The organism is Plantibacter sp. CFBP 13570, from assembly GCF_014841395.1.
Lineage (GTDB): Bacteria > Actinomycetota > Actinomycetes > Actinomycetales > Microbacteriaceae > Plantibacter > Plantibacter auratus.
In genome coordinates this window covers 40,782-67,464 of record NZ_JACYTW010000003.1, presented here as the reverse complement: position 1 = coordinate 67,464, position 26,683 = coordinate 40,782, and the positions used below count along the sequence as shown (strand labels likewise).

Sequence of the window (26,683 nt, the reverse complement as noted above, 5' to 3'; positions counted from 1 at the left end):
GGACGATCGAGGCTCCAAGGGATGACGCGCCGCCCGCCGGTCTCTCAGCCTGGCTACGGTATATTGACCGGGTTACGCCCTTCACCACCCGACCCCAAATCGAGGCTCCATGCAGTATCTCAGGGATCTGGCATCCGCCAGGGAACTCCTGGCGAATCTCACTCTCCGAGACATTCGTGGTCAATACCGTCGTACCATCCTCGGTCGACTGTGGTCGCTCGTCAGCCCGCTGTCGTCGATGCTGGTGTACTCCTTCGTCTTCTACTTCCTGCTCCGCGCCGAGCCGGACCCGGGCGACCCCAGCGGTCTGCACATCTTCGCGGTGTGGCTGCTCTGCGGGCTCCTGCCTTGGTCCTTCTTCTCCGGCGCACTCACGTCGAGCATGAACGCGATCGTCGGTGGCGCCAGCCTCATCACCAAGGTCTACTTCCCTCGCGTGGTGTTGCCGGTGTCAGCCGTGCTGACCATGGGGTACAACTGGCTCTTCGAGATGGCGGTGCTCGTCCTGGTGCTCTGCGCTGTCGGAGGCTGGGGGGTCCTGCTGTGGCTGCCGCTCGTCGCGGTGTTCATGGTCGTCCTCGCCGCCTTCGCCACCGGAGTCGGCCTGCTCCTCGCGATCGCAAACGTGTATTTCCGGGACACCCAGCACCTGATCTCGATCCTGCTGCAGATCTGGATGTACCTCACGCCGATCATCTACCCCCCGTCGCTTGTGCAGACTCAATCGGATCGCATCGGTGGCCTGCTGGGCACGGACATCACGATCATGAACATCTACGAGCTCAACCCGATGTACCACTTCGTCGCGGTGTTCCGAAACCTCATGTACGACCAGCGCTGGCCCGACCCGTCCGATGTGCTGGCTTGCGTCGCTTGGGCGCTCGTCGCCCTGGTCGGTGGGTTCCTGGTGTTCACGCGCAAAGAGAAGAGACTGGCCGAAATCCTATGACCGAAACCGCTGTCCACGTCGAGAACGTGAGCAAGAAGTTCCGCCTGTACCATGAGCGAAACCAGAGCCTGAAGTCGGCCATCATGCGCCGCAAGGTGTCCGTGCACGAAGATTTCTGGGCGCTGCGCGACATCTCTTTCGAGGTCCCGACCGGTTCCACGTTCGGACTCATCGGCAGCAACGGTTCAGGCAAGTCAACCCTGCTCAAATGCCTCGCGCGCATCCTCTATCCGGAGACCGGCACGATCACCGCCAACGGCAAGGTTGCGGCACTCCTCGAGGTCGGTTCGGGGTTCCACCCTGAGCTATCGGGGCGCGAGAACGTCTTTCTCAACGGATCGATCCTCGGTATGAGCCGCAAAGAGGTGCAACGGAAGTTCGACGACATCGTCGCCTTCTCCGGGGTCGAGCAATTCATCGATCAGCCGGTGAAGAACTACTCCTCCGGCATGTACGTCCGCCTTGGATTCTCCGTGGCGATCAACGTCGACCCCGACATCCTGGTGGTGGACGAGGTCCTGGCGGTCGGTGACGCGGAATTCCAGCAGAAGTGCTTCCAGAAGTTCGAGGACTTCAAGAAGGCGGGCAAGACGGTCATCCTCGTGAGCCATTCGATGGGCTCCGTCAAGCAGATGTGCGATCACGCTGCTTGGATCAACAAAGGCGACCTCGAGCTCGTCGGCGAGGCCGACCCAGTGATCGCAGCCTATGAGGCGACGTATCCGCATCAGCCCTAAGGAGCTGCCGGGAGCTCGTCACACGACGGGGAGTCACGCGGGCGGCTCGCACAGCTCGACGATCTCCCCGAGGTTCTCGTCGCTCTGATTCGACGTCCCCGACGTCGACGCCACTGCCAGAGGGACGCTATGAGGATCGCGGCGGCGGCCACGAGGCTGATCAGTAACCCCAGAGACCTGCCCGGCACCTCGTAGCTGATGACCACCTCATGAATGCCGCCGGGGACACGGATCGCTGCCCCGGCATGTTCCGCTTCGAGCAGCGGCACCGCTGTACCGTCGATCGTCGCCGACCAGCCCGGGCGCCGCAGGGAATCCTCGATGACCACCCACCCGGCGCCATCCGAGGTCACGGCGAAACGTTGCTCGCCGTCCGGTTGTTGCGTCGAGGGAGAGATGGTTGCCGACGAGTCCTCGTTGGGAGCCATATCCGCCCGGTGTTCGAGCAGGACGGTGTCGCTCGAGAGATCGGGATCGTCCATCATCGAGACGCGTCGAGTCGGAGAGCTCTCCACGACAGCTGAGTTCGCCCAACGGACGCGCGCGAACGCGGACTGGCGTTCGAGGATCGTCGCATCGCCCGTGTGCACCACGCGCAGAGTGTCGGCCACGGGACGGACGACGGAGAGGGCTATCACGTCAGGGCTAGCAGCATCCTGAGGAATGAGGCCCGTGCCGTGGGAGAGCGTCAGCTCAGCGTGCCACGATGTCGACTCCGGAATCCCCTCCCCGACGACAGCTACGGAACGAAGCCCTTCCAGATGCGGGTACCAGGTCGCCGTCCTGGCGAGCTGTGCACCGGTGGCATCATCGACCAGTCGGACGACGAGCCGGGAGCCGTCCGGCGCGTCTTGGACCCCTGAGGCGAACCTGAAGAACACGCTCCGCACCGGGCCTACTCGGGACGCGGACCGAACCGGAGTCTGGGAACCGAACGGGATAGTGCCAGGCCCCTCCGACGCGGATTCCACCGTTCCCGGTACCCCGAGGTTCGGATCGACGATGACGTATCGCACGCCGAGCCGGTCGAGGATCGGCGATTCGATCGACTCATCGAGCGTTCCGTTGCGGAGCGATGAATACGTGGCCGAGATGAACCCGTCAGGCTCGACCTGCTCGAGGAGCTGCTTCCATTCGCGAGTGTGGTACGCATGTCCTCCGACCGACCGGACCCCGTACATGGTCGCCGTTCCGGGGAGCATCGTCTGTTCGGCGGTCGCGAAGCGGTCCTCGCCCACATGTTCCTGCAGGAACGCGATCGCCGGTGTGACCGGATAGACGGTGTTCGACGGGGACTTCGGCCACCAGCCGTCTGCAACCACGATGGCCGGACCGACGACGAGCAACGGAACGGCACAGATCGCGACGGTCTTCGCGAGCTGCCAGGGCACAGCGACCACGAGCACCGCGACCGCCAGAACGATGCACGCGATCCAGATCGCCGACACCGCCTCCGCCTTCACTTGATCGGCAAGGGCCCGAAGCTCCGGTGCAGCAATCGAGCGAAGGGCGGAGTCGACACCGTTCACCACGAGCAACACCACGGCTGCGCCGAACGCGATGCCGACGCCCGGCCACGTGAGGTTCGCCACGAGACCGCTCGGCCGAGCCTCCGGCTCGGGTTCTGAAATCCCGCCGATCCGGAGCAGCGCCGTCACCCCGAAGGCGGCGAGCACCGCGGCTAAGAAGCCGGCGATCACCCGGAGTCGCGCGATCGGATTGTTCGAGAACACCGGTAGCGTCTGCAACGCCTCGAGCAGAGGGCCTCCGATGTAAATCACGACGATGCACCCGACGAGCGCGGTCACGATGAACCAGAACGGGCCGGCGCTGTGACGACAACGTGCCCGGAGCACAATGGCGAGTAGCCCGAGGACCACCGCGGCGACACCGATATACGAGAACCGCTCGATCGCTGAATCGACTGGTTCCGGTCCCGCCTCCGCCGCGGCCAGCACACTGGGGATGACCGAAGACAGGAGATCAAGCAGACTCAACCGCATCTCGGACGATTGACGCCGAACACTGAAGTCGATGACGCTCGACGCGTTGATCACGAATGGAAGGAGGACGAATGCGGACAGTGCGAATCCGCCGAGCAGCCCGAGAACGCCGGTCACAGCGACCCGGACGATGTCCAGGAACCGCTGCCGCAGGACGAGGACCCGCACGACGACATACAGTGCACCGAACATGAACCCGTAAGCGGTGACGGCGGGGAATCCGCCCAGGATCATGGAGGCTGCCACGAGAGCGAGCGGCACAGCGTCGAAGAACGACCGTCGCGTCGCCACCCGGTCGAACGTCCAGAAGAGCAGCGGGATCAACGCCGCAACCTGGGTCTGCGACCAGTTCGTCCAAGCGATCATGAAGCCCGAGGAGAGGAAGATGATCGACGCTACGGGCCACGCCGGGTGCGGAACCCTGAGTCGCCCGAGGAACAGGGCCATGCCGAGCGCCACGACGGCTATCTCGATGAGCTTCGAGATCCCGGGAGCGTAGGCGAGCGGCACGAACCACCACGCTACGGACAGCGGCGAGTAGATTCCCGAGTTGGGCAGGCCGCCGAGCTCCGCGCCACCCGCCACGTATGGATTCCAGGCGGCCAGTTCTCCGGAGCGCGCCGCCTCGGCGATCGCCCAGGTCTGGGGCGTCACGGTGTCGATCGTATCGCCGACGAGGCCGTTGATGATCGGGTGCGTCGAAGCCAAGGAACTCGACCACGGGGCGAAACCGGTTAGGAGATCAGTACCGAGGAACGTGCCGACGCCGACGAGCGGGAGCCCGATGGTGAGGAGCGTGAATGCGACGAGCGCAGCCCACGCGACGATCGAGACGACGCGCTCCAGCCAGGGGGAACCGTGGGACGGGCGGATACGGTCTTCGTCCGTGCCTGAAACAGCCACTGCCCGCCTTCACCGTCGACCTGATGTCCACTCCAGTATGCCGGAGTCGGGACCGTCTGAGGTGTCACGCTCGAGGAGCCGGCCGATACAGTGGGAGACGCCGAACGCCAACGGAAGGACCCGGATGAAGCTCGTTGTCCAGATCCCGTGCCTGAACGAGGAGCGGACCCTCCCGCTCGTCCTGGCGTCGATTCCGAAGACGATCCCCGGTGTCGACGAGATCGAGATCCTCGTCGTCGACGACGGCTCGAGCGACCGCACCGTCGAAGTCGCGCGGGAGCACGGCGTGCACCACATCGTGCGTCACACTCGCAACATGGGCCTCGCCCGGTCATTCAGAGACGGTGTCGACCATGCGCTCCTCCACGGCGCCGACATCGTCGTCAACACTGACGGCGATAACCAGTATCCGCAGCAGCGGATCGGCGACCTCGTCCAGCCGATCCTGCGCGGCGAGGCGGACATCGTCGTCGCCGACCGGCAGACCGCATCGATCGAACACTTCTCCCCGTTCAAGAAGACGATGCAACGCATCGGTAGCCGAGTTGTCAACGTGGCGGCAGGGACCGATCTCCCCGACGCAGCCAGCGGGTTTCGCGCCTACTCCAAGCACGCGCTGATCCGGCTGAACGTCGTAACGCGGTTCAGCTACTGCATGGAGACGATCATCCAGGCGGGATACAAGCGGCTCGCGATCACGAGCATCCCCGTGACCACCAACCCGAAGACCCGGGAGTCACGGCTCTTCCGCAACATCGGGGAACACATGGTCCAGTCAGGAGTGGCGATCACGCGCGCCTACCTGATGTACCGGCCGTACGTCGTATTCGCCGGTCTCGGCCTCCTCCTCGCGATCGGCGGGCTCGTTCCCTTCGTCCGGTACGCCATCCTCATGACGATCGGCAGCGACGGCTCACACCTGCAGTCACTCCTCGTGGGAGCGACCCTACTGATGGGTGCGCTGTTGTCATTCGCCATCGGGGTGCTTGCCGACCTCACGAGGATCAATCGGACTCTGAGCGAGGACACCCTCGACCTCCTTAAACTCCAGCGGTACGGCGACTGACCCGCGCGAGGCGCGATCACAGGAGACGGCCGCACTCCATGAGCGATCATTGTGCCGTCGAGGCGCGCTCCGAGAGGATGTCGAGCATCAGTGCGCGGTAGCGATCCCCTGCACCCTCGATCGTATAGTCACTCGCTCGATCGAGCGCTCCGCGGGCCAGACGAGCACGAAGCTCGCCGTCGCCGAGGAGGCGGGTTATTGCGTCGGCGAGAGCCGCCGTATCGCCGGAGGGAACGAGCACCCCGCTCACGCCGTCGACGACCGCCTCATCCAGGCCGGGCAGGGCAGAAGCGACGATGGCGACCCCCGCAGCGAGCGCGTCCAATAGGGCGACGGGCAGACCGTCCTGATCGCCGGACGACGCGAGCACGGAGGGGAAGACGACCAGTCCGGCCGCGCGGAACTCCACGGCGAGCGCGGTGCGGTCCAACTGCCCGAGGAAGGTCACGGGTAGCCCGGCGGCGGCGGCGGTCAATTCCGCGCGGAGTGGACCGTCCCCGCCGATCCGCAGTTCCCAGGATCGCTCGGGGGGCAGGGACCGCAGCGCGGCGAGGAGGATCTGTACCCCCTTCTTCTCCACGAGCCTGCCGACAAAGAAGATGCGTGTCGGCGGCGCGTCCCCGCGAGGTGACGGGTCGCTCGTGCCAGCCTCCATGGCCAGTGGTACCGCGGCCACACCTGGTCTCCTGGTACCCATGGGAAGGACCGAGACGCGCTCTCGCGGGGCGCCTAGCGCCGCGGCTCGATCGGCCATGTCGCGGTTCATGACGGTGACCCGGTCGGCATCGAGGAGCGCACGCCGCTTCAACCAGCGCACTGGCGCGAGGTCGAGTGCATAGATATCCCCACCCGGCGACGTCAGGAGCTTCGGGACCCCTGGAGCCGCGAGCACTGCGATGATGCCTTGGGGCACGATCCAATGGACGTGCAACACGTCAGGACGGAACGAACGTACGGCACGCCTCGTGGCGATGAACTGCGCGATCAGCAAGCTCGGCAGCTGCAGCCAACGCGACGGCCGCTTCCTGAGGTTCTCCAGGATCGCGCCATGCGCGAGGTCTTCGAAGGCTCGGGGGAAGTACCGATAACGATGGACGGTGACGGGCCCGTCCCGCTCCACAGCACGACCTCCGGGGACGGCGGGCACAAGGGCGAGCACGTCGAACTCCGCACCTTCCTCCACCGCCAGGTCTCGGACGAAGGACGGCGTGCCGTCGTCGGCCCGGCCAGGCCACGTGGAGGCGAGGACGAGCAGACGGGGTCGTGACATGCAGCAGCTCCGGTCCTGGGCGGGGGTGGGTCCCGCTGTCTACGGGATAATGGGCTCTTCCCATGAAGACGCTCTCCCAGTATAAGAAACCGATCCAGCTCGGTTTCGCGATCCTCGTGGTGGCGTTCATCGTCGGGACCGTCGCCGTCAACTGGGACTCGTTCACCTCGAGCGTCGCCCGGATGGACCCGCGATGGCTCCTCGGATCCCTGCTCGCCGGTTTCCTCGGTGTCTGCTGCTCGATGCTGACGTGGCGGTCGATCGTGCTCGCGTTCGGGTATCGGATCACCATCAGGGACGCGTCCTTCGTCGTATTCGTGTCCCAGATCGGCAAGTACCTGCCCGGCGGCGTTTGGCCGATCGTAGCTGGCAGCCAACTCGGACGACGGGCCGGTCTGCCGAGGACGACGACTGCCGTCACCCTGACGGCCCAGCTGGGGGTGAGCCTCGTGACCGGGTCCACCCTTGCGGCAGGTGCACTCCTTGGCTTCCCCGCACTCCGCGGATACGCGTGGCTCCTCGTGGGTTGTATCGCACTCGGGACCTTCGCGGTCCTGCCGCCCGTGTTGCGACGGATCCTCAGGGTGATGTTCAGGTTCTTACGCCGTTCCGATCAGCTGCCGACGCTGCGCACCGGCTCACTCCTCGCCGCCGTGGTGTGGTCCCTGCTCAGTTGGGCGTGGTTCGGGGTGCACATCTGGGCGATTCTGAGCGCGCTCGGTACGGTCGACCCTGCAGCCCTTCTCCCTGCCGTTTGCGGCTACGCCCTGGCCTGGGTGGTCGGGTTCCTCGCCATCGTCGCTCCGGCTGGCGCCGGGGTCCGCGAGGCGATCCTCGCCCTCGCGCTCACCAACTCCGTGGCGGCGTCGAGCATCCTCGGCATCGTCCTCGTCAGCCGGTTCGTCTTGATCCTCGTCGACGTCGCCGTGTGCGGATACGCGATCCTGCGCGGTCGGGTGGTAGGGATCGAGCCGCTCACCACTGCCGAGGACGAGCCGGACGATACGACGGGACCCGACCCACACTGAGCATCGATCCGGTCCCGTCGAGACCGGACGATCAGCTCTGCTGCGCGAGGAGCGTCTGCAGGTAACGCCCGTACCCGCTCTTGACCAATGGTGCGGCGAGGACGGCGAGCTGGGCATCGTCGATCCACCCGGCGCGCCACGCGATCTCCTCGACACAGCCGACCTTGAAGCCCTGGCGGTCCTCGATGACGCGCACGTACTCCGACGCCTGCATCATCGACTCGAAGGTGCCGGTGTCGAGCCATGCGGTACCGCGGTCGAGGACCTGGACTTGGAGTCGGCCCTGCTCGAGATAGCGCTCGTTGACCGTGGATATCTCGAGCTCGCCCCTGGCCGACGGCTTGATCGTCTTGGCGATCTCGACCACCGAGTTGTCGTAGAAGTACAGGCCGGGGACGGCATAGTTGCTCTTGGGTTTCGTGGGCTTCTCCTCGATGGAGATGGCCGTGAAGTCGTCGTCGAACTCCACGACGCCGTACGCGGTGGGATCAGCGACCTGGTAGGCGAAGATGAGCGCCCCGTCGATCGTGCTGTTGCTCCGCAACGCCGAACCGAGGCCAGTCCCATGGAAGATGTTGTCGCCGAGCACGAGCGCCACGCTCTCGTCGCCGATGAACTCCTCGCCGATGATGAACGCCTGAGCCAATCCATCCGGCGACGGCTGCACGGCGTACTCGATGCGGATGCCGAGGTCGTCACCGTTACCGAGGAGGGCACGGAACTGGTCGTTGTACTCCGGCGTCGTGATGATGAGGACGTCCTTGATCCCGGCCATCATCAGGGTGGACAGGGGGTAGTAGATCATCGGCTTGTCGTAGATCGGCATGAGCTGCTTCGAGATGCCCTTGGTGATCGGCCACAGCCGCGTGCCGGATCCTCCGGCGAGAATGATGCCGCGCATCGGGTCACTTCCTCTGAGATCGGTGCTACCAGACTTGTCGGCGCAGGAGCGCAAACCAGGGTACCGGCCCCGCGAACGGCGGCCAAGTCTGTGCGTGCCCCCAAGATCCTGGAGGTACGGTCCGATAGCCTGTCCACCGTATCAAGGACAGAAGGAGAACCCGTGGCCGACAGCGAGACCCAAGCGAGCGACACGCAGGACAGTCGGGTGCTGCAAGCCGAACTCCTTCGATTGCGGGATGCCCTCGAGGGTGCCGAGGCGGAAGCCAGGGCCGCCCGGGCACGCGCCCAGGCCGCCTCCGTGGAACTAGACGGATTGCCATTGGCTCACGAGAACCTCCGACTCCGTGATGAACTCGCGCACGCGCGCGTCACGGCGCACTACTTCGAATCGCTCTATCTCCGTGTGTCAGCGGAGCGGGAACGCGACCACGAGAAACTCGTCAACGAATTCACCGGTTCACGCACCTGGCGCATCGGCGCCGCGGTGATGAGCCCGCTCGGAATCGCCAAGCGTGTGCGAGGGAAGCGCTCGTGAGCTCCACCTCGACCGAGACGGTTCCCCGGTTCTCCATCGTCGTCCCCCTCTACAACACCTCGCCCTTCCTCCTGCAGGAGATGGTCGCCTCGGTCCAGCTCCAGACCTTCACCGAGTGGGAGCTCATCCTCATCGATGACGCGTCACCGGATGAGGCGACTCGAGTCTCCGCTCGGGCGTGCGCCGCGTCGGATGCCCGGATCCGGCTGACGGAGCTGCCCGAGAACCGCGGCATCGCCGAGGCCTCCAACGCGGGAATGCGCGAGTGCCGAGGTGAGTTCGTCGCACTCCTCGACCACGATGACACGCTCGACCCTCGTGCGCTCGACCTCGTCGACCGCGCCATCGACGCTGCTGACGACATCGATTACGTGTACACCGACCAGGACGTCATGACGGACAAGGGGCACTACCGGATCCCCTTCTCGAAGCCGGAGTGGTCACCCGAGCGGATGCTCGGTCAGATGTACACATCGCACCTCTCGGTGTTCCGACGGACCCTGCTCGAGCAGGTCGGTCCGTTCGACTCGGCGTACGACGGATCGCAGGACCACGACCTGGTCCTGCGGTTCACCGAGCAAGCCAGGGGCATCGCGCATGTGCCCGAGGTGCTCTACCACTGGCGAGCCGTGCCCGGGTCGACCGCGCTCAACGGCTCGGAGAAGAGCTACGCGTGGGCGGCCGGTGCTGCGGCCGTGAGTGCCGCCGTCGCTCGCCGAGGATTCGACGCGGAGGTCTCATTCGGCCCGAACTTCGGAACCTACACGGTCGACTACGCCCTCTCACCGGCGACGTCTGTCTCAGTCATCATCCCCGCAGGCGCGGATGGGCAGCCCATCGACGCGCCCCGCATCGATGGGCTCCTCGCAGACCTCGCGCGAGCCGCCGGCCCGGTCGCCGAAATCGACGCGATCATCGTCCATCCGTCGGGAACCCCCAGACCAACAGAGCGTTCGACGGTCGGCATGGTCCAGGTACGAGTCGAGGAGAGCACGTCGACCGAGTTCACGTCGATGCTGCAGTGCGGTGCGCTCGGAGCCCGAGGCGATGTCCTCGTCTTCATCGGTGGGAGCATCGTCGACCTGCCCGCCCGATCGGTCGCCCGTGTGGCTGGCCCGACCGCGCAGGACGACGTGGCCCTGGTCGGCGGCCGCATCGTGTTCGCCGACGGAACCGTGAAGCATGCCGGCTACCGCAAGTCGAAACTCCACCTCCGGGATGCGTTCCGCGGCTGGCCGGCGTATGCCGACAGCACGTATGGAGCGCTGACGGTTAACCGTGAGGTGTCCGCCGTCTCCACCGAGTTCGCGGCCGTGCGCCGCGACGCGTTCCTGGCGGTCGGCGGCTTCAGCTCGCTCCTCGACGGCTATTGCGCCGAACTCGACCTTGCCTGCAAGATCCGCGCCCGTGGCGCGCGCGTACTCAGCATGTTCGGACCCACGGTCACCTCGAGTGACACCACGGTCCCCCCGCACGAACTCCCCAAAGCGCAGCGAAAGGTGATCGCGGCGCGATGGGGGTGGAAGGGCGTCGACCCGTACACACCGTGAAGCCGGGTGAGCCCTGGATTCACGGCGCGAGCCGCGCATGGACTCAGCCGCGCAGTGTCGCGTAGAACGCCCGGGCGTCATCCCAGGTCGGCAGGAGGCCGGCGGCGGCCGCCTCGTCGAGGCCGGGGGCCTCGGTGTCCTTCGGCGAGAGCAGCGGGGTGCCGGCCTCCGGCGGGATGACGAGACCGACCCGCTCGTCGAGCGGGTTGATGCCGTGCTCACGGTCAGGACGGTAGACGTCGGTCACCAGGTAGCTGACCGTGGCGTCGTCGGTGAGCGCCACGAAGCAGTGACCGAGGCCCTCGGAGATGAAGATGGCCTTGCGGTCGGTGTCGTCGAGCAACACCGAGTCCCACTGGCCGAAGGTCGGTGAGCCCACGCGGATGTCGATGACGTAGTCGAGGACGGCACCGCGCGTGGCCGTGACGTACTTCGCCTGCCCGATCGGGATGTCCGCGAAGTGGATGCCCCGGACCGAACCGCGCTTCGACACCGAGGTGTTCGACTGGGCGAGCTTGATGGACCGGCCGGAGGCCTCTTCGAGCTTGTCGAAGCGGTACCACTCGAGGAACACGCCTCGGTCGTCACCGAACTGCTTCGGCGTGATCTCATAGCTGTCGGGGACGTTCAGTTCGCGGATCTGCACCCGGGGAGTCTACCAAGACGGATGCGCCCAGCGGCGGGACGCCGCGGTCCTGTTCCCGGTCGCCTCAGGCATAATCGAGTGTCCACGCACAGAACGGCCCGCCATGATCCCCCTGCTCCGCCGACTCTGGGACGGCGTCGCCGCGTACGCGGTGAAGTTCGGCGTCGTCGGACTCATCGGCTTCGGCCTCGACGTCCTCGTGTTCAACCTGCTGCGGGTCGGCGTCTTCGGGCATGACCACCTCGCGCAGTCCCCCATCGGCGCCAAGGTCATCAGCGTCTCGGTCGCGATCGTCTTCAACTGGATCGGCAACCGGTACTGGACCTTCCGCGAGCACCGTCGGAAGAACTTCGTCCTGGAGCTCGGCGAGTACGTGATCGTCTCCCTGGGCGGCATGGCCATCGCCGTCGGCTGCCTCTACGTCAGCCACTACGTGCTCGGCTTCACCTCGCTGCTCGCCGACAACATCGCGTCGAACGTGATCGGGCTGGGCCTCGGAACCCTGTTCCGCTTCTTCCTCTACCGCTTCTGGGTCTACGGACACCACCGGGCGGACGGCCTGGCCAACCTGGCTCGGGTGGAGGAGGCACAGCGGACCCTGTTCGAGGAGCCACCGACCGACGCCACCCGGTCAGCGACCTCCCCGACCGAGCCGGGTACGATGAACGGGCCACTCCCGAGAGGACCCCTATCTTGACGTACCTGATCACCGGCGCTTCCGGCATGCTCGGCCACGATCTGCAGGAGGCCCTGACGGGTCGCGAGGTCACCGCCCTCGGTCGCGCGGAGCTCGACGTGACCGACCTCGAGGCCGTCCGCGCCGCTGTCGCGGGTCACACCGCCGTCATCAACGCGGCCGCCTACACGAAGGTCGACGACGCCGAATCGCACGAGGCCGACGCAGCCGCCGTGAACGCCATCGGCGCTCGCAACCTCGCGGTCGCCGCCCGGGAGGCCGGTGCGAAGCTCGTCCAGGTGTCCACCGACTACGTGTTCGACGGCTCCGCCACCTCGCCGTACCAGGAAGACCACCCGCTGGCCCCGATCAGCGCGTACGGCCGCACGAAGGCCGACGGGGAGCGCGCCGTCCTCGCCGAGCACCCGAACGGCGGCTATATCGTCCGGACGGCCTGGCTCTACGGCAAGAACGGACCGAACTTCGCCGCCACCATGGCGAAGCTGGCTGCGAACGGCGTCGACCCGGCCGTCGTCACCGACCAGCTCGGCCAGCCGACGTGGACCGCGGACCTCGCCGCGCAGATCGTCGCGTTGCTCGACGCCGACGCTCCTGCCGGGGTCTACCACGGCACCAACGCCGGGCAGGCCTCCTGGTACGAGTTCGCCCAGGCGGTCTTCGAGGCGGTCGGCGCCGACCCGGCACGGGTCTCCCCCACCGACAGCTCGGCGTTCGTCCGCCCCGCGCCGCGCCCCGCCTACTCGGTGCTCGGCCACGATGCATGGGCCACCGCCGGCCTCGCGCCGATGCGTGACTGGCAGGAGGCCTTCGAGGCAGCGACGCAGCACGGCGTCGTCACGGCACCGTGACCACCCTCCGCGTCGTCGTCGACCAGATCGTCGCACCGGTCGCCGGTGGGGTCGGTCGCTACTCCGAGGAACTCACCCGGGAACTCATCGCGAGTGCCCCGGCGGGATGCGACGTCGAAGGCATCGTCTCGGCGGTGCCGAAGGAGAAGATCGACCTCCTGGAGTCCAAGCTCCCCGGGCTGGCGGCGCTGCATCGCACCACGCTGCCGCGTCGCGAGCTCAGTGCCGCCTGGCAACTCGGCATCGTGGCACCCGGGACGGCGAACGGCATGGTGCACGCCCCAGGCCTGCTCGCACCGCTCAACCGCCATGACCGCATCAACGACGGCAACCAGATCGTCGTCACCATCCACGACACGCTCGCCTGGTCGCACCCCTCGTCACTGACGCCGATGTCGGTGGCCTGGCAGAAGGCGATGGTCAAGCGGGCGAGGAAGCACGCGGACGCCATCGTGGTCCCGACGCACGCGGTCGCCGATGAGCTGCGCGATATCGTCGATCTCGGCGACCGCGTCCGCGTCATCGGGGGTGCCGCCGCGACCACGCTCAGCATCCCGACCGACGCCGACGGCCGCGCACGGACGCTCGACCTCCCGCCCGAGTACCTCGTGTCCGTCGGTTCACTCGACCCCCGTCGTGGCATCACGGAGCTCATCACCGGTCTCGGCCGGCCCGGCGCCCCCGACCTCCCGCTGCTCATCGTCGGCACCGACAGCTGGGGCGACGTCACCCTCGCCCAGGTGGCCGATGAAGCCGGTCTGCCGGAGGGGCGGGTGCGTGCACTCGGATTCCTCGACGACGCCGACCTCGCCGTCGTCCTCGACCGCGCGACGGCTTTCGTCTACCCGAGTCTCGCCGAAGGGTTCGGGCTCCCACTCGTCGAGGCGTTCCGCTTCGGCACGCCCGTCATCCACTCCGACGTGCCGGCGCTCATCGAGGTCGGCGGCGGAGCCGGCGTCGTGGTCGAGTCCGGAGCCAAGGGGTACGCCGATCGCCTCATCGCGACCATCAACGACGTCATCGGCGACAGCGAGCGCCTCTCACGCCTGCGCATCCTCGGCATGGACCGCGAGCAGGCCTTCAGCTGGCGAGACTCCGCTGAACGCGTCTGGCAGCTGCACGCGGAGATCTGAGCCAGTCGGGACGATGACGATCAGCGTCGGCTCACGCCGCTGAACCAGCCCGTTCGTAACGTGGACGGACGACCGATCCGACACTCGTAGGGTGGATGGGTGACCTCTTCGACCGCTCGCGAGCGCTACACGCTCGGCCACCACCCCAGTGTCCTGCGCACCCATTCCTGGCGCACCGCCGAGAACTCCGCAGCGCACCTGCTCCCCCATCTGCACGCAGGCCTCCAGGTCCTGGACCTCGGCAGCGGACCAGGCACGATCACGCTCGACCTCGCCCGCCTCGTGGCGCCAGGCACGGTCGTCGGCGTCGACGCCTCGGACGAGGTCACCGCCGACGCCCGAGCCCGCGCGGCCGCCGCCGGCGTCGGGAACGTCAGCTTCACCGTCGGTGACGCCTACGCACTCGACCTCCCCGACGACAGCGTCGACGTCGCACACGTCCACCAGCTCCTCCAGCATGTGGCCGACCCGGTCGCCGTGATCCGCGAACTGCGGCGGGTGGTCCGACCGGGCGGCATCATCGCCCTCCGCGAGATCGTCTACGGCGGGGCGGTCTGGTACCCGCTGTCCCCCGGCCTCAGCCGGTGGATGGAGGTCTACCAGGAGCTCGCCAGGGCGAACGGCGGTGAACCGGATGCCGGTAGCCGGCTCAAGTCGTGGGCGATGGAAGCCGGGCTGGCGGACGTGCGCAGCACGGCGAGCGTCTGGTCGTTCGAATCCCCGGTGGACCGCGAGTGGTGGGGCGGCGCGTGGTCGGAGCGGGCGCAGACCTCCAGTTTCGCGACCCAGGCGCTGGAGACCGGGATCGCGGACGACGCCGACCTCGAACGCATCTCGACGGCATGGCGGGACTGGGTCGACGCGGACGACGGATGGTTCGCCGTTCCGCACGGTGAGATCATCGCGACCGTGCGCTGAGCCCGTCGACAGGCTCAGGGACCTTGGGCTCAGCCGGCGTCGGGCTCCGGGCTCGGCGACGGTGGGAACAGCTGGTCCTGCACCATCTGGTGGATGAGCGTGTAGTCAGGCTCTTCCGGATCGATCGTCGGCGGGACGAATTGCAGGGAGTTGATCGGCAGCTCGCGCGTCTTGAGCGCGAGGTTCACGAAGTAGCCGAGCATGCCCTGGGGCACATCGGTCTTGACGACATCGCCTCCGGCCGCCGCGACGTCCTGGAATCGGGCGAGGACGTTCGCCGGGTTGAACTGCTTGAGCATCGCCGTCTGCAGGATGTGCTGGCGGGCCATGCGGTCGTAGTCGCTCGTGGAGTGTCGCGACCGGGCGTACATGAGCGCCGTCCAGCCGTCCATGTGCTGCTTGCCGGGCTCGATCCACGCTGTGACGTTCTCGAGGTCGGCGTCGCCGTCCATCGGGAGCCGTTCCTTGACGTCGATGTCGACGCCACCGAGCGTGTCGATCAGCGTGGCGAAGCCGTACATGTCGATGAGGACGTACCACTGGATGTGCAGCCCGGTGATGCCCTCGGCGGCCTGCTTCATCGCCTCGATGCCGGGCTCACTCGCCTCGGCCGTCGCCTTGGGGAACAGTTCGGGGTTCTTCAGCTCAATCTCGGTGTAGATCGAGTTGAGCTGACAGACGTCGACGTCGCAGGAGTCGTCGTAGCCGTCCGGGTAGAGGGACGCCATCTCGCTGCCCTCGGGGAACGGGATGTCGACGAGGTCGCGCGGCATGGACATCGTCGTCGCCTGCCCGGTCTCCGCGTTGATGCTGACGACCGACATGCTGTCCGGCCGCATACCGTCGCGGTCGGGGCCGGCGTCGCCACCGAGCAGCAGGATGTTGTAGTAGCCGTCCACCGGCGGCTCCGACGGACCGGTGTTGCCGAAGATGGAGGAGATCGAGCCGCGGGTGGCGCCTGCGACGACCGCTCCGTACCCGGCCCCGCCGGCCACCAGCACCATGGCGAGGGTCGTGAACAGCGCGACACCGAGCCTGGCGTTCGGCGAGGCCTTCACGAGGCGGACCAGTCGTAGGGTGTCGAGCGTCAGCACGACCCACAGGATCGCGTAGGCGACGAGGAGGACCTGGGCGACCGTCAGCGCGATCGGGTTCGTCGCGAGGGTGAAGAGCACCTCGCGGGCGAGGAACATCGTGGCGATGCCGACGACGACGAACAGCCAGAGGAAGAGCGTGAACCCGAGTCCGAACCGCCCGAGCTTCCGGTTCCCGGCGAGCACCTGTGCGGAGCCGGGGATCAGGAGGTTGAGGACGACGAGCCACCAGGCACGCTTCGTCATCACCTCGCGTGAACGGGTGTCTGGGTACCGCATCGGCTTCGCGGCGGTGGCTGCACTCGTCATAGCTGCGCTTTGAGGTTCCGGTTCTTCTCCTCGACCGAGTCGGCGAGGGCCTCGGCATAGGCGACGAGCGCCTGGTGCAGGGCGTCGTCGGCCGTGGCGAGGATCTTGACGGCGATCAGCGCGGCGTTCTTCGCGCCGCCGATCGAGACGGTCGCGACCGGCACGCCCGCGGGCATCTGCACGATCGACAGGAGCGAATCGAGGCCGTCGAGGCGGGAGAGCGGCACCGGCACGCCGACGACCGGCAGCGTCGTGACCGAGGCGAGCATCCCGGGGAGGTGGGCCGCGCCGCCGGCTCCGGCGATGACGACCTTCACGCCACGACCGTGGGCGGCCTTACCGTAGGCGATCATCTTCTCGGGCGTGCGGTGAGCCGACAGCACCTCGACCTCGAACGGCACGCCGAAGTCGCGGAGCACCTGCGCCGCATCGCTCATGACGTTCCAGTCGGAGTCCGAGCCCATCACGACGCCGACGAGCGGCGGGGCGTCAGGGGACGGGGCGGAGTTCTCGGGCATGAGCACCATCGTAGATCGCGGTGCCTGAAGATCGGCTCAGGACGCACCGCAGCTGGTGGACAAGCCCTCCCCAAGGCGACCCCAGTCCGGGGACGCCTCCGCGCCGCGCAGCGCACCGATCGACAGGTGTCTGGGACAATCGGCGGATGAGCACGCCGACCGCGGATGGATCCGCAGCACGCCAGGAGCCACCCAGCCAGCGCGAGCTGCGGCGGTGGCGCGGGTACCTCGCCGACGAACGCGCCGAAGCCGCCGTCTACCGGGATCTCGCCGGCCGGCGGAGCGGTGAGGAGCGCGACATCCTGCTCGCGCTCGCCGAAGCCGAGAAACGTCACGAGTCGCACTGGATCGCCCTGCTCGGGGACGACATCGGCAAGCCGCAACGCGGTGACCTGCGGACCCGGCTGCTCGGCTGGCTCGCGAGGCGGTTCGGATCCGTCTTCGTCCTGGCGCTCGTCCAGCGCGCCGAGTCGCGCTCGCCCTACGCGACCGAACGGGCGGCCACCGAACGCATGGCCGCCGACGAGCAGATCCACGAGGAGGTCGTCCGGGGCCTGGCCGCCCGAGGACGCAACCGCCTGTCCGGAACCTTCCGGGCGGCCGTGTTCGGAGCGAACGACGGACTCGTCTCGAACCTCGCGCTCGTCATCGGCATGAGCGCCACCGGTGTCGGCAACGGCGTCGTCCTCGCCGCCGGGCTCGCGGGCCTCCTGGCGGGTGCGCTGTCGATGGGTGCCGGTGAGTACGTCTCCGTCCGGTCGCAGCGCGAGCTGCTCGAGGCGTCCAGCCCAAACCCGGCGGCCGACGACGCCCTCCCCCACCTCGACGTCGACGCGAACGAACTCGCGCTCGTCTACCGGGCCCGTGGCATGGAGGTCGGCGAGGCCGAGGCACACGCCGCGGACGTCCTGGCCCGCGTCGGTGCCGGGACCTACGAGCGCGAGGCCCGTGCGGCGCTGGAGCACGAGGCCATCGGGACCGGGCTCGGAGCCGCGCTCTCGAGCTTCTGCTTCTTCGCATCGGGCGCCGTCATCCCGGTCCTGCCCTACCTGTTCGGACTGCAGGGCGTCGCTGCACTCCTCGTCGCTGCACTCCTGGTCGGGGTGGCCCTGCTCGGCACCGGCGCCGTCGTCGGGCTCCTCTCCGGCGGTCCCCCGCTCCGCCGGGCATTGCGACAACTCGCGATCGGGTACGGCGCTGCCGCGGCGACCTACGTGCTCGGCCTGCTCTTCGGCGCGAACGTCGGCTGACCTGACCGTCGACCGTCCGCCGCGCGACACCCGAAACCGAAGCGAACCGGTCACCTGCCGTCCACGAGTGCGTCACCGGCGTTCCCTACGCTGAGCCAGCCGTCCGTCGATCCGGACGGCGGAGGAGGGCGCGTGAGGCAGGTGCAGGACCGGACCGGCGCGCCTCCCCTCCTCGGAGCGGTTCCGCGCACGCAGCCCGACATCCAGCTGCTCCGCGCGATCGCCGTCCTGTCCGTCGTGGTCTTCCACCTGTCGTCGAGCCTCCTGCCCGGCGGGTACGTCGGCGTCGACGTGTTCTTCGTCGTCAGCGGGTATCTGATCACGAGCCACCTCGCGCGCCAGGCCGACGAGACGGGACGCGTCGACCTCCCGGCGTTCTGGGCCCGCCGGATCCGGCGACTCCTCCCGGCCGCCCTGCTCGTCCTCGCCGTGACCGCCGTCCTCATCTGGCGGCTGGCTCCGCCGAGCGCCTGGACGCAGTTCTTCACCGAGACCGTGGCGAGCGCGACCTCCTGGGAGAACTGGTTCCTGGCCGGGAGTTCCGTGGACTATCTCGCACAGGGCAGCGCCGCGTCACCGGTCCAACACTTCTGGTCGCTCTCCGTCGAGGAGCAGTTCTACCTCGGCTGGCCGCTCGTCGTCGTGCTGTGCGTGTGGCTCACCCGGCGTCGACCGTCGGACCTCCGGCGCGCCCTCGGGGTGGCGCTCGGGATCATCGGCGCCACCTCACTCCTGTGCTCGATCCTGTACACGGCGGCGGATCCGGCACCGGCGTACTTCGCCACGCCGACCCGTGCCTGGGAGTTCGCGGCCGGCGGTCTCCTCGCGCTCCTCGGGCCGGTCGTGGTCGTGCACCGCACCCGGTGGCGAACGGTCTCCGGCGTCCTCGGCGTCGTCCTCCTGGCGGTCGCCCTGGTCGCCTTCACCGAGCGGACGGCGTTCCCCGGGATCGCCGCCGCCCTCCCGGTCCTCGGGACGCTCCTCGTGATCGTCGGTGGGTCGTCGACCCACCGGTGGTCCGTGACGACCATTGCGCGCACACGGGCGTCGCTCCTCCTCGGCGATCTCTCCTATTCGCTGTATTTGTGGCACTGGCCGCTCATCGTGGTCGCGCCGTGGGTGCTCGGCGTGCCCGTCGCGCTCGGCGACCCACTCGGGTGGGCGGTCGCCGCCGCACTCCTGGTCGTCGCCGTGATCCTCGCCGCGCTGACGAAACGGTTCGTCGAGGACCCTGTCCGACGAGCCCCCGTCCTCGCGCACGCACGCTCCGCACGGACCGTCCTGCTGGCGGGCGCGGCGACCGCACTCGTGCTCTGCATCCCGACCGCGGGGTTGCTCACCGTCGCTCACGAGGAACGCACCCTCGCGAGCACCGTGGACGCCTACGTCGCGGACGGCGAGCCGTGTTTCGGTGCCGATGCGGCCGTGTCGGGCTGCACCAATCCGGCGTTGGCGGACGAACTCCTGCCGCCGCTGTCGGTGCGGACCGAGGACACCGGCGACACCTTCCGGTGTTCCGCGGCGGCCGAAGCACCGGATTTCCCCGGCTGCACCTTCGGTTCCGAGCGCCCGGACGCCACGCGGGTCGCGCTCACCGGGAACTCGCACGCCACGATGCTCATCCCCGGACTCGTCGACCAGCTCGAGGCGCGCAACTGGCGACTCGACGTGTACGTCGGCAAGGGCTGCGAGTGGCGGGCACCGGGACCCGACGACTCGGCGGCCTGCGACGCCCGGCGGACGCTCATGCAGGAGGCGTTCACGGGTGAGCGACCGTACGACATCATCCTGGTGACCTCCAAGAGTCCGGACGAAACCTCGGTGGCCGAACAGGCCCGGATCCGCGATGCGACGCTCGCGGCATGGGGACCGGTGCTCGAGCAGGGGACGTCGATCGTGGTGCTGCGGGACAATCCCCGCGTGCCGGTCGAGGCCGCGGCCTGCGTCGACCGCACGAGCGCCGCCGAGCTCATCGCGGGGGCGTGCGCCTTCCCCGTGGCCGAGGCGTACCCGACGTTCGACCTGAACACCGCCACGGCGGCGATGACCGACGGCGCCGTGCCGGTCGTGGATCTCGGCGAGCTGTACTGTGCGGCCGGAACCTGTCCGCTCGCCGTCGGGAACGTGCTCGTCTATCGCGATCTGCACCACATCACGGCCACCTGGTCGCGGACCCTGGGCCCGTTCCTCGTCGACCGCATCCGAGCCGCCACCTCCCGGGGGTGACCAGTCCCCGATCGGGTGGAGTGCCAGCGCGGTGCGCTGACGCGAGGGTGTCGAAACCGGCGTCGGCGCGGTGCGCTGACGCGAGCGCGGCGGAACCGGCACGAGCGCGGGGCACACACGTGAGCGCGCCCCTCCGGAGACCCGCGCTCACGTCCCCGACCCGCGGTGACGTCAGCGCACCGCGCTGGCGACCACCCGGGAGAGCTCGGGCGAGGGGCGGTCAGGCGGAGGTGGGCTCGTACTGGCGGCGGTCGCCGACGACGCCCGCGAAACGGAACGGCGCGCCGGTCTCGCGAGGGCGGTCGGAGTCGTGGACGTCGGCCGAGGCCGCATCCTCGAGGAGCTGCAGGTAGCGGGCGTCGTCGACGACCGTCCGCGCATCGAGCTGCGCACGGTTCGCGTCGCTCCGCAGAGCCGAGCGGTAGCCCGGACGCACGATGCCGCTGAAGCACTCCGCGACCGCACCCGATCCGTAGCTGAGGAACGCGATGCGCCGACCAGCGAGGTCGTCGTCACCGTCGAGCAGCGCGAGCAGCGCGAGGTACACGGAGGCCGTGTAGCTGTTCCCGATCCGGCGGTTGTACCCGGTCGTCGGCTCGATCTGTGCGTCCAACTCCTCCTGGGTGCGCTCGGAGCCGAGCGACTTGGCCAGGTGACGGTGCGCCTTGATCGCCATCTTCGTGAACGGCTGGTGATAGCAGAAGTGATCGACCTCGGAGAAGTCCGCTCCGCCGCGCGACCGGTAGTCCGCCCAGGCCCCCTCGATCGCGTCCTGGTAGGCGGAGATGGACAGCTTGCCGTCGACGATCGCCGTCGCACTGTGGTTCGGGCGCCAGAAGTCCATGACGTCCTGCGTGTAGACGCCGGTCGCGGTCTCGAGCTCGAGGATGGCCGGATCGGCGGCCACGAGCATGGCGACGGCCCCGGCGCCCTGCGTCGGCTCGGCGTTGGAGTGCAGTTCGTACCGCGCGACGTCGCTCGCGATCACGAGCACGGTCTCCTCGGGGTTCCGCGCCACGAGCGCAGCCGCGAACTGCAGCGCCGCGGTGGCCGAGTAGCAGGCCTGCTTGAGCTCGACCACGCGGACCGCCTGCGGCAGACCGAGCAGCCGGTGCACGTAGACGCCCGCGGACTTCGACTGGTCGATCCCGGACTCGGTGGCGAACAAGACGGTCCGGAGCCGGTCGCTGCCGTGCCGTTCGATGATGGGCGCGGCAGCGGCGGCGGCCATCGTGACGATGTCCTCGTCGGCGGCAGGGACGCTCATCTCGCTCTGGCCGAGACCGACGTAGTACTTGGCGGGTTCGACACCGAAGCGCCCCGCGAGCTCGGCGAGGTCGATGCGGTTCGCCCCGGTCGCGAAGGCGATGTCGTCGATGCCGACGGCGGGGTTGCTGGTCTGGTTGGTGTTCACGTGCGGGGTGCTCCGTTCGAGCGTCGACGATGCACCGGTCCCCCGGTGCGGTGGGAGGGTCAGGCGGGCGCGCCGGCTGCGGTCTGTGCGCTGCGTTCGAGCTTCAGGTGGGCGGCCATGAGCTCACCGGGGTTGGTCTGCGCGGCGAGGAGTGACAGTTCGCCACACCAGACGGCGGCAGCACACAGGACGGCGAGTCGCCGGGCGTTGGCGCCGGGTTCACGGTCCTCGCGGCACCCGAGGCGGGTGAGGTTCTCCTCGACGAAGCCGAGCCCCTTGCCGTTGCCGACCGTGCCGACGATGAGGTTCGGCAGGGTGCAGGAGAAGTAGAGGTCGCCGTCGTGGACCTCGGCGTGCGTGACGCCCTGCGAGCCCTCGACGATGTTCGCCGCGTCCTGGCCGGTCGCCAGGTAGAACGCGAGCAGCATGTTGGCGTAGTGGGCGTTCGCGCTGCGCAGGCCACCGGCGAGGATCGTCCCGACGAGGTTCTTGCGCACGTTCAGCTGCACGATCTGCTCGGGCGTCGTGTGCAGGAACCGCTCGACGATCGCCCGCGGGATCGTCATCTCGGTGACGACGTTCTTGCCACGGCCCAGGATGCCGTTGACCGCGGTCGCCTTCTTGTCGGAGCAGAAGTTGCCGGAGATCGAGCCGTACCGGAGCATCGGCCAACGCTCCATGATGTACGGCATGAGGCGGTCCGCCGCGAGCGTGACCATGTTGTGACCGGACGCGTCACCCGTGCGGAACTCGAGGCGCAGGAAGAGCAGGTTGCCGGCGATCTGCGAGTTGATCTCGATGAGTTCTGCGAAGTGACTCGACTGGGCGACGACGGCCTGCAGCTCGGGCAGGCTGCGCTCGATCTCGCGGAGCGCCTGCAGGGCGTCGCCGGCGGAGTCGACCTCGAACAGGACCGAGCGGCTCATCCGCTCGTCGACGAGCGTCGCGCGGATGCCGCCGGGGACCATGGAGGAGATCCGCGCGCCTCGGCGCACCGACGGCCAGAGCGGGCTCTCGTACGTGGCGAGCGGGACCTCCTGCTCGCCCTCCATGACGTTGCCGCTCAGGTGGAGCGGACCGATCCACTTGAGTGGGACCGGTGCGACGCCGTCGGGTTCGTTGCTCATGCGTGGGGTTCCGTTCCGCCCCGGAGGACGTCGTGCTGCTCGGCGAAGGCACGAGCGTAGGTGGATCTGATGGATTCGACCGCGTCGTCGTCGGTACGGCTGATCTCCGACGGCCCCCACGGGCTGTGGGCGGCGTCGATGAGTCCGGTCGGCGGGTGCACCGTGAGCGGGAGCCGCTCGATGCCGTGCGCCGACCAGTCGTCCTCGAGGGCGGCGGTGGAGACGGACTGGCCGATGAACGCGATCCCGCAGTCGCCACCACCGGCACCGGAGGACTTGGCCGCCCCGCCGAGGCGCTCGGCGGCGTCGCAGAGCTGAGCAAGCGCGGCGGTCTCGATGTCGACACCGGCGTCGCGTCCGAGACCGGCGAGCGTCGCGCGCGCGGAGCGGACGGCACCGAGCACGAGGGCCGGGTCCTCGTCGTTCAAGCCGATCGTGAGGGCGTCGACGGCGGCGCGACTGGCCGCGAGGAACGAGGTGTAGTGGGCGGTCTCCGCCCATTTGCGGGACTGTAGTTCGTCGACGAGACGCGTGGTCGAGGCGGGCTCGCCGGTCCAGCCGACGAGGAGACGGAGCGAGGTCGGTGGCGACAGGCGCTCGAGCCCCAGCTCGGCCCAGGGGTCGCGGAGGGCGGCGAGCACCCCTTCTCGGTGGCGCACCTCCCTCAGCCGCGCCCGATCGGGCGAGGTGTAGCGGAGCCAGCCGCCGAACATGCTCGCCGCGAGGTCGCCCCCGGAGGCTGCCGGCGCGACGTCGATGGTGGCGAGGATCGCGAGCTTGAGCATCTGCGTCCGGGTGAGGTCGAGCTGGTAGAACTCGTCGAGGGCGCGGATGGTGGCGGTCGTCACGGCCGCGCTCGAGCCGAGGCCGAACTTCCGGCCGCTCGCGTCGTCGAGCTCACTGGTGATCGACAGCGCGGAGAACCGCTGCGCCACGCCGAGCTCGGCGACGAGGGTCTCCATCGTGCTCACGGCGGAGAGGACGTGGTCGAGCGGGCGTTCCTCGTGCTCGACGACGACCCCGTTGCGGTTGCGACGCCAGATGATGGGCGCTCGGCCGTACTGGTCGGAGAAGATGCGGCCCTCGTGCTCGCTCGCCTCGAGTCGGACGGTGACGCACCGGTCGACCGCGACGAGGATGGATGGGTGCCCTGGTTCGACGACGGCGTACTCGCCGGCCACGAAGAGCTTGCCGGGCGCCTTGATCTCGATCATCGCGCTCCTTCCGTTGTCTGCTCGCCCGCCGATCCGCCGGGCTCCGAGGTGATGAGCCTCGCGCCCCGTCCGGCTCTGGCGGGGATGACGCCGATGTCGGGCTGCGCCTCGAGGATCCGAGTCGCGAGCTCGTCGACCGCGTCGGCTCGACACAGGATCTTCACGTTCGGGCCGGCGTCCATCGTCGCATAGCATTCGAGGCCGTCGCCTCTGAGGTTTGCGACGAGATCGAGCAGTTCCACGCTCGCCGGTCCCCAATACCTGACCGGCGGCTCGGCGCCGAGCATCGTGGCGTGCATCCGCATCGCGTTCCGCTCGGCGATCGTGCCCACCGCGGTGAAGTCGGCGCGGGCGATCGCGGCGAGCATCTCCTCGAGTTCGACGGGGGTGCGTTCGACCCAGGCGGGGTAGTACGGGGAGGTGTCGACCGTGCGCCGCATGCCGTCGCGACTGGAGACCGACTTGGCCCGGGCGTCGAGGACGGTGAGGACCATGCCGAGCTCGAGTCCGGGCGCGGGCACCGCCTCGGCGAAGGAGCTCTCGTCGTCGTGCCCGGCGTGCCAGACGGCGATCCCGTCGAAGATCGAACGGGAAGCCGATCCCGAGCCACGGCGGGCCAGCCGGGAGAGGGCACGCCGATCGAGGTCGAGTCCGAACGCGGTCGATGCGGCGAGCGCCAGTGCAGCGAAGCCGGAGGCCGAGGAGGCGAGGCCGGCGCCCGTGGGGATCTCGTTGTGGGAGTCGACGGTGACGCGCTCGTCTCGGCCGGCGAGCGCGCGCACGAGGTCGATGAAGCGCGTGACGCGGGAGCGGGCGGTGCCCTCGAGGGCTCGACCGCCGAGGAGCACGACGTCGTCGGCTGCGTCCGTCAGTCGCACCGTCGTCGTCGTGGGCGCTGCGTCCAGGGTCAGTGAGAGGCTTCCGGTCCACGGGAGGATGAGCGCCTCGTCCCGCTTGCCCCAGTACTTGACGAGGGCGATGTTGGGGTTGGCGAGCGCGGTCGCACTGCCCTCCTCCGAGGCGGTCGTCGCGAGCTGTTGCGGGGTCAGGGTCACGCGTAGTCCTCCGCGTCGATCGTCCAGGTGCCGAGTGCTCCGGCCTCGAGGAGGGCTTGCGAGATGCGTCGGGCTGACGCGGGGTCTGCGGCGAGGGTGATGATGCATCCGCCCTGCCCGCCGCCCGTGAGCTTCGCGCCGAGGGCGCCGTTCGCCTCGGCGACCGCGATGAGCGCGGTGATGGCGGGGTGCCCGGCGCCGAATTCGTCGAGGACGACCTGAGCCGCGTTCATGCGGGTCCCGAGGTCGTCGCGGCGGTCCGCTGCGAGGTCGGCGACGCCCGCCACGGTCCCGCGTTCGAGCTCGGCCAGGAGCGCGCGACCACGCTCGGGGTGCAGCTCGACGAAGGCGCGGACGTCGGCGACCGCCTTCCGGGTCGACCCGCGCGCACCGGTGTCGGCCACGACGAAGCTGCCGCCGAAGCGGATCGGCGGATGCTCGACCCGGCCGGCGGTGAAGAGGATGGGTGTCGAGGCGCTCGTGGCCCGGGCGTCGAGACCGCTGGGCGTCCCGTGGGCGACGCGTTCGCCGCGCTGCACGAGCTCGAACCGGTCGGCGTCGTCGAGCGCCACGCCGTGCAAGTCGGCGACGGCGTCGACGATCGCGTTGGCGGCCGCGGCACTCGATCCGAGGCCCCTGCCGATCGGGAGCGTCCCGCGGACGACGACCTCGACACCGGCCGGTGCCGCACCGACGTGAGCGAGGGTCTCGAGGACGGTGGTCCCGAGCGGATCGGAGGCGTCGAGCGGGCCGAGCGAGATCTCGGTGTCGAGGACCGAGGCCCCGTCGATGCGTCGGGCGGTCGCCTCGACCCGGAGCGACGGGATGGGCAGGGCGACGGCTGGAGACCCGTACACGACGGCGTGCTCGCCCAGCAGGATCGCTTTGGCATGCGCGAAGCCGCGACCGGTCGCAGCCGTGTGCTCTGTCGTCATCTCACCATTCTGGTCCGAAAAACATGCAGCTGGCTGCACATCGGTCGTCCGGTCGCGATCCGATCCACCACGGGCCGGCTCGTGAGCCGTCCCGCAGCGCATCCGGGCGCTGCACGATGGGCCGTCGACGGGAGCCGCCGGAGCGCTCACGGCGTGTCCCATGCGTACCGGAAACACCCAGCCTACGCCGAACGGCCCGGTTCGGCTCGTTACGGTTGAGTGGGCGGGACGGCCCGGTTAGGATCGGAACACCTCCATTCATGCAGACGACGGCCGCCGCACCCAGCGCCCGCGTCGACACGGACCCACCCTCCAGCGACGTAGATCCGGTCCCGTCATCTCACCGTCTCCGGGC

Annotated in this window: 23 protein-coding genes; 12 read left to right on the top strand and 11 right to left on the bottom strand. The window is 68.6% G+C overall.

All coding sequences use genetic code 11. The features are described from left to right. The first annotated feature begins 109 nt into the window (after nucleotides 1-109). Both IFT89_RS01985 and IFT89_RS01980 read left to right on the top strand, forming a co-directional pair. Complete coding sequence (locus IFT89_RS01985; protein ID WP_202938063.1) at nucleotides 110-949, top strand: ABC transporter permease; 840 nt, start codon at nucleotides 110-112, stop codon at nucleotides 947-949. Then, a complete protein-coding gene (locus IFT89_RS01980; protein ID WP_202938062.1) occupies nucleotides 946-1,686 on the top strand; it encodes an ABC transporter ATP-binding protein in 741 nt (246 codons plus the stop codon). The genes IFT89_RS01985 and IFT89_RS01980 overlap by 4 nt, the downstream gene beginning before the upstream one ends. Here IFT89_RS01980 and IFT89_RS01975 read toward each other — a convergent pair. After that, entirely contained in the window at nucleotides 1,683-4,592 is a 2,910-nt protein-coding gene (locus IFT89_RS01975) for a hypothetical protein (protein WP_202938061.1), read from the bottom strand. The genes IFT89_RS01980 and IFT89_RS01975 overlap by 4 nt on opposite strands. Before the next feature lie 124 nt (nucleotides 4,593-4,716). Here IFT89_RS01975 and IFT89_RS01970 point away from each other — a divergent pair, with 124 nt between their 5' ends. Next, complete coding sequence (locus IFT89_RS01970) at nucleotides 4,717-5,658, top strand: glycosyltransferase family 2 protein (protein WP_202938060.1); 942 nt, start codon at nucleotides 4,717-4,719, stop codon at nucleotides 5,656-5,658. 46 nt (nucleotides 5,659-5,704) lie between these two features. Here the strand turns inward: IFT89_RS01970 and IFT89_RS01965 are convergent, their stop codons facing one another. Then, nucleotides 5,705-6,928 (bottom strand): glycosyltransferase family 4 protein, encoded by a 1,224-nt coding sequence (locus IFT89_RS01965; protein ID WP_202938059.1) that lies wholly within the window; start codon nucleotides 6,926-6,928, stop codon nucleotides 5,705-5,707. 62 nt (nucleotides 6,929-6,990) lie between these two features. On the opposite strand from IFT89_RS01965, the gene IFT89_RS01960 reads away from it, so the two are divergent. Then, on the top strand, nucleotides 6,991-7,956 hold the full coding sequence (locus IFT89_RS01960; protein ID WP_202938058.1) for a lysylphosphatidylglycerol synthase transmembrane domain-containing protein: 966 nt from the start codon (nucleotides 6,991-6,993) through the stop codon (nucleotides 7,954-7,956). Between the two features lie 31 nt (nucleotides 7,957-7,987). On the opposite strand, the gene rfbA is transcribed toward IFT89_RS01960, so the two are convergent. Next, entirely contained in the window at nucleotides 7,988-8,857 is an 870-nt protein-coding gene (gene rfbA / locus IFT89_RS01955; RefSeq protein ID WP_202938057.1) for a glucose-1-phosphate thymidylyltransferase RfbA, read from the bottom strand. Between the two features lie 162 nt (nucleotides 8,858-9,019). Here rfbA and IFT89_RS01950 point away from each other — a divergent pair, with 162 nt between their 5' ends. Both IFT89_RS01950 and IFT89_RS01945 read left to right on the top strand, forming a co-directional pair. Continuing rightward, nucleotides 9,020-9,394: a hypothetical protein gene (locus tag IFT89_RS01950; protein ID WP_202938056.1), complete on the top strand. Its 375-nt coding sequence runs from the start codon at nucleotides 9,020-9,022 to the stop codon at nucleotides 9,392-9,394. Then, nucleotides 9,391-10,944: a glycosyltransferase family 2 protein gene (locus IFT89_RS01945; RefSeq protein WP_202938055.1), complete on the top strand. Its 1,554-nt coding sequence runs from the start codon at nucleotides 9,391-9,393 to the stop codon at nucleotides 10,942-10,944. Before IFT89_RS01950 ends, IFT89_RS01945 begins: the two co-directional genes overlap by 4 nt. Nucleotides 10,945-10,987: 43 nt before the next feature. Here IFT89_RS01945 and IFT89_RS01940 read toward each other — a convergent pair whose 3' ends face one another. Next, nucleotides 10,988-11,590: a dTDP-4-dehydrorhamnose 3,5-epimerase family protein gene (locus IFT89_RS01940; protein WP_137243398.1), complete on the bottom strand. Its 603-nt coding sequence runs from the start codon at nucleotides 11,588-11,590 to the stop codon at nucleotides 10,988-10,990. A gap of 103 nt (nucleotides 11,591-11,693) precedes the next feature. Between IFT89_RS01940 and IFT89_RS01935 the strand changes: the two genes are divergently transcribed. The 4 genes from IFT89_RS01935 (at nucleotide 11,694) to IFT89_RS01920 (ending at nucleotide 15,186) form a co-directional block, all read left to right on the top strand. Further along, nucleotides 11,694-12,287, top strand: coding sequence for a GtrA family protein (locus IFT89_RS01935; protein ID WP_137243399.1), 594 nt, complete (start codon nucleotides 11,694-11,696; stop codon nucleotides 12,285-12,287). Further along, nucleotides 12,284-13,135, top strand: a complete 852-nt coding sequence (gene rfbD / locus IFT89_RS01930) for a dTDP-4-dehydrorhamnose reductase (protein WP_199862189.1) — start codon at nucleotides 12,284-12,286, stop codon at nucleotides 13,133-13,135. Before IFT89_RS01935 ends, rfbD begins: the two co-directional genes overlap by 4 nt. Continuing rightward, nucleotides 13,132-14,268, top strand: coding sequence for a glycosyltransferase family 4 protein (locus IFT89_RS01925; protein ID WP_202938054.1), 1,137 nt, complete (start codon nucleotides 13,132-13,134; stop codon nucleotides 14,266-14,268). Before rfbD ends, IFT89_RS01925 begins: the two co-directional genes overlap by 4 nt. A gap of 99 nt (nucleotides 14,269-14,367) precedes the next feature. Then, entirely contained in the window at nucleotides 14,368-15,186 is an 819-nt protein-coding gene (locus IFT89_RS01920) for a class I SAM-dependent methyltransferase (RefSeq protein WP_194645498.1), read from the top strand. 29 nt (nucleotides 15,187-15,215) lie between these two features. Here the strand turns inward: IFT89_RS01920 and IFT89_RS01915 are convergent, their stop codons facing one another. After that, entirely contained in the window at nucleotides 15,216-16,589 is a 1,374-nt protein-coding gene (locus IFT89_RS01915) for an LCP family protein (RefSeq protein ID WP_244650537.1), read from the bottom strand. Next, complete coding sequence (gene purE, locus IFT89_RS01910) at nucleotides 16,586-17,107, bottom strand: 5-(carboxyamino)imidazole ribonucleotide mutase (RefSeq protein ID WP_085513536.1); 522 nt, start codon at nucleotides 17,105-17,107, stop codon at nucleotides 16,586-16,588. The genes IFT89_RS01915 and purE overlap by 4 nt, the downstream gene beginning before the upstream one ends. A 146-nt stretch (nucleotides 17,108-17,253) precedes the next feature. On the opposite strand from purE, the gene IFT89_RS01905 reads away from it, so the two are divergent. Together IFT89_RS01905 and IFT89_RS01900 are read left to right on the top strand one after the other, a co-directional pair. Continuing rightward, on the top strand, nucleotides 17,254-18,357 hold the full coding sequence (locus IFT89_RS01905; protein WP_202938053.1) for a VIT1/CCC1 transporter family protein: 1,104 nt from the start codon (nucleotides 17,254-17,256) through the stop codon (nucleotides 18,355-18,357). 132 nt (nucleotides 18,358-18,489) lie between these two features. Further along, complete coding sequence (locus IFT89_RS01900) at nucleotides 18,490-20,583, top strand: acyltransferase family protein (RefSeq protein WP_202938052.1); 2,094 nt, start codon at nucleotides 18,490-18,492, stop codon at nucleotides 20,581-20,583. Nucleotides 20,584-20,803: 220 nt separating this feature from the next. On the opposite strand, the gene IFT89_RS01895 is transcribed toward IFT89_RS01900, so the two are convergent. Genes IFT89_RS01895 through mvk form a run of 5 tightly spaced genes read right to left on the bottom strand, consistent with a single transcriptional unit; the run spans nucleotide 20,804 to nucleotide 26,328 of the window. After that, nucleotides 20,804-21,997, bottom strand: a complete 1,194-nt coding sequence (locus IFT89_RS01895; protein ID WP_192018498.1) for a hydroxymethylglutaryl-CoA synthase — start codon at nucleotides 21,995-21,997, stop codon at nucleotides 20,804-20,806. A gap of 59 nt (nucleotides 21,998-22,056) precedes the next feature. Continuing rightward, nucleotides 22,057-23,124 (bottom strand): hydroxymethylglutaryl-CoA reductase, encoded by a 1,068-nt coding sequence (locus tag IFT89_RS01890; RefSeq protein ID WP_079002857.1) that lies wholly within the window; start codon nucleotides 23,122-23,124, stop codon nucleotides 22,057-22,059. Then, entirely contained in the window at nucleotides 23,121-24,338 is a 1,218-nt protein-coding gene (locus IFT89_RS01885) for a phosphomevalonate kinase (RefSeq protein WP_071262515.1), read from the bottom strand. The genes IFT89_RS01890 and IFT89_RS01885 overlap by 4 nt, the downstream gene beginning before the upstream one ends. Then, the gene (mvaD, locus tag IFT89_RS01880) at nucleotides 24,335-25,393 is read right to left on the bottom strand and encodes a diphosphomevalonate decarboxylase (protein WP_307783383.1); all 1,059 of its coding nucleotides are present in this window, start codon (nucleotides 25,391-25,393) and stop codon (nucleotides 24,335-24,337) included. Before mvaD ends, IFT89_RS01885 begins: the two co-directional genes overlap by 4 nt. Next, nucleotides 25,390-26,328: a mevalonate kinase gene (gene mvk / locus IFT89_RS01875; protein WP_202938050.1), complete on the bottom strand. Its 939-nt coding sequence runs from the start codon at nucleotides 26,326-26,328 to the stop codon at nucleotides 25,390-25,392. The genes mvaD and mvk overlap by 4 nt, the downstream gene beginning before the upstream one ends. Nucleotides 26,329-26,683: the final 355 nt, after the last annotated feature.

Excerpts from the sequence above, each read along its gene's own strand:
- IFT89_RS01935 (WP_137243399.1), top strand. The coding sequence starts at position 11,694 with ATGATCCCCCTGCTCCGCCGACTCTGGGACGGCGTCGCCGCGTACGCG.
- IFT89_RS01980 (WP_202938062.1), top strand. The coding sequence starts at position 946 with ATGACCGAAACCGCTGTCCACGTCGAGAACGTGAGCAAGAAGTTCCGC.
- IFT89_RS01885 (WP_071262515.1), bottom strand. The coding sequence starts at position 24,338 with ATGATCGAGATCAAGGCGCCCGGCAAGCTCTTCGTGGCCGGCGAGTAC.
- rfbA (WP_202938057.1), bottom strand. The coding sequence starts at position 8,857 with ATGCGCGGCATCATTCTCGCCGGAGGATCCGGCACGCGGCTGTGGCCG.
- IFT89_RS01985 (WP_202938063.1), top strand. The coding sequence starts at position 110 with ATGCAGTATCTCAGGGATCTGGCATCCGCCAGGGAACTCCTGGCGAAT.
- mvk (WP_202938050.1), bottom strand. The coding sequence starts at position 26,328 with ATGACGACAGAGCACACGGCTGCGACCGGTCGCGGCTTCGCGCATGCC.
- IFT89_RS01890 (WP_079002857.1), bottom strand. The coding sequence starts at position 23,124 with ATGAGCAACGAACCCGACGGCGTCGCACCGGTCCCACTCAAGTGGATC.
- IFT89_RS01965 (WP_202938059.1), bottom strand. The coding sequence starts at position 6,928 with ATGTCACGACCCCGTCTGCTCGTCCTCGCCTCCACGTGGCCTGGCCGG.
- IFT89_RS01960 (WP_202938058.1), top strand. The coding sequence starts at position 6,991 with ATGAAGACGCTCTCCCAGTATAAGAAACCGATCCAGCTCGGTTTCGCG.
- IFT89_RS01915 (WP_244650537.1), bottom strand. The coding sequence starts at position 16,589 with ATGACGAGTGCAGCCACCGCCGCGAAGCCGATGCGGTACCCAGACACC.
- IFT89_RS01905 (WP_202938053.1), top strand. The coding sequence starts at position 17,254 with ATGAGCACGCCGACCGCGGATGGATCCGCAGCACGCCAGGAGCCACCC.
- IFT89_RS01970 (WP_202938060.1), top strand. The coding sequence starts at position 4,717 with ATGAAGCTCGTTGTCCAGATCCCGTGCCTGAACGAGGAGCGGACCCTC.
- purE (WP_085513536.1), bottom strand. The coding sequence starts at position 17,107 with ATGCCCGAGAACTCCGCCCCGTCCCCTGACGCCCCGCCGCTCGTCGGC.